Annotated in this window: 3 protein-coding genes; all 3 read left to right on the top strand. The window is 64.1% G+C overall.

Features of this window, described 5'->3' with window-relative positions:
- The coding region (locus AC1DUU_RS31580; RefSeq protein WP_476787241.1) for an indole-3-glycerol phosphate synthase TrpC at window positions 1-426 on the top strand (426 nt) is incomplete at its 5' end.
- 1 nt (window position 427) lies between these two features.
- Complete coding sequence (moaC, locus tag AC1DUU_RS31575; protein WP_476787240.1) at window positions 428-910, top strand: cyclic pyranopterin monophosphate synthase MoaC; 483 nt, start codon at window positions 428-430, stop codon at window positions 908-910.
- The coding region (locus AC1DUU_RS31570; protein WP_476787239.1) for a molybdopterin molybdotransferase MoeA at window positions 911-1,574 on the top strand (664 nt) is incomplete at its 3' end. It lies immediately after the preceding gene.

Raw genomic sequence — 1,574 nt, 5'->3', positions numbered from 1 at the left:
GTGCACGAGGCCCGTGCCTGGGGTGCGGATGCCATCCTGATCATCATGGCAAGCCTCAACGACGACGATGCCAAGCGGCTTGAGGATACGGCCTTCGAGCATGGCATGGACGTGCTTGTCGAGGTTCACGATGAGGAAGAAACCGAGCGCGCGCTGAAACTGTCCTCGCGGCTGCTTGGCATCAACAACCGCAATCTGCGCAGCTTCGAGGTCAGCCTCGACACCTCGGAGCGTCTTGCGCCCATGGTCCCGGCGGACCGGCTTCTGGTCGGCGAAAGCGGCATCTTCACCCATGCCGATTGCCTGCGCCTGGAAAAATCCGGCATTGGCAGCTTCCTTGTCGGCGAAAGCCTGATGCGGCAGGCCGATGTGGCATCCGCCACGCGCGCGCTTCTCGACGGCACGCCCCTGGCTGCAAGCGTCTGACATGGCAAGCACCCTCACGCATATCGGTGCCACTGGCGAAGCCAACATGGTCGATGTCGGCGACAAGGCCGAGACCACCCGCACGGCGATCGCGGAAGGGTTTGTCACCATGCGCGCCGAAACCCTGGCGCTGATTCTTTCGGGCAACGCCAAGAAAGGCGATGTGCTCGGCACCGCCCGCATAGCCGGTATCATGGCCGCCAAGCGCACGCACGAACTCGTGCCGCTGTGCCACCCGATCCTGCTGACCAAGGTTTCGGTCGAGATCGAGCCGGACGAGGCCCTGCCCGGTCTTCGCGTGACGGCACTTGCGCGCGTCACCGGAAAGACTGGCGTCGAGATGGAAGCGCTGACCGCCGCGTCGGTCGCCTGTCTCACCATCTACGACATGGCCAAGGCCGCCGACCGCGGCATGGTGATTTCCGGCATCAGGCTGGTGGAGAAGACCGGCGGTAAGTCGGGCGACTACAAGGCGGTCGAATAAATGGCGCTTCTACCCGTCACCGAGGCGCTGGAACGCCTGCTCGACGGCGCTGAACCCAGCGGCCTGGAGACTGTCGGTCTCAGTGAAGCTTCAGGACGCGTGCTCGCAAGTCCATTGTATGCCTTGCRCACCCAGCCTCCCTTCGATGCCTCGGCCATGGACGGTTATGCAGTTCGCGCCGCCGACATCGCATCGCTACCGGCACGGCTGAAGGTCATCGGCGTGGCTCCTGCCGGCAAGCAGTTCACAGGATCTGTGGCGCAAGGCGAGAGCGTGCGCATCTTCACCGGCGCACCTGTGCCGGGCGGTGCGGACACCGTCGTCATCCAGGAAAATGTCAGCGATGTTGGCAATGGCCAAATCGACGTGCTGGAACCAGCGATTCTTGGACGCAATATCCGCGCCAAGGGCCTCGATTTCAAACAGGGCGACCTGATTTTCGACGCCGGTCGCGTGCTCGATCCTGCGGCACTGTCGCTGATCGCCGCCRCCAACCACCCTGCGATGGCAGTGGTTCGCGCGCCACTGGTTGCCATCATTGCCACCGGCGACGAACTGCTTCCACCCGGCAGCAACCCGGGCCCTGACCAGATCATCGCATCCAACGCCTATGGTGTCGGAGCAATCGCCCGGTCGGTCGGCGCGCGCGTGCTCGACCTCGGCA

It is taken from the genome of Aminobacter sp. P4_H6_2 (assembly GCF_056400805.1).
This window is presented reverse-complemented; position numbering and strand designations above follow the sequence as displayed.

What these genes read in the sequence shown, in the direction of transcription:
- moaC (WP_476787240.1), top strand. Translation starts at nt 428, where the DNA reads ATGGCAAGCACCCTCACGCATATCGGTGCCACTGGCGAAGCCAACATG.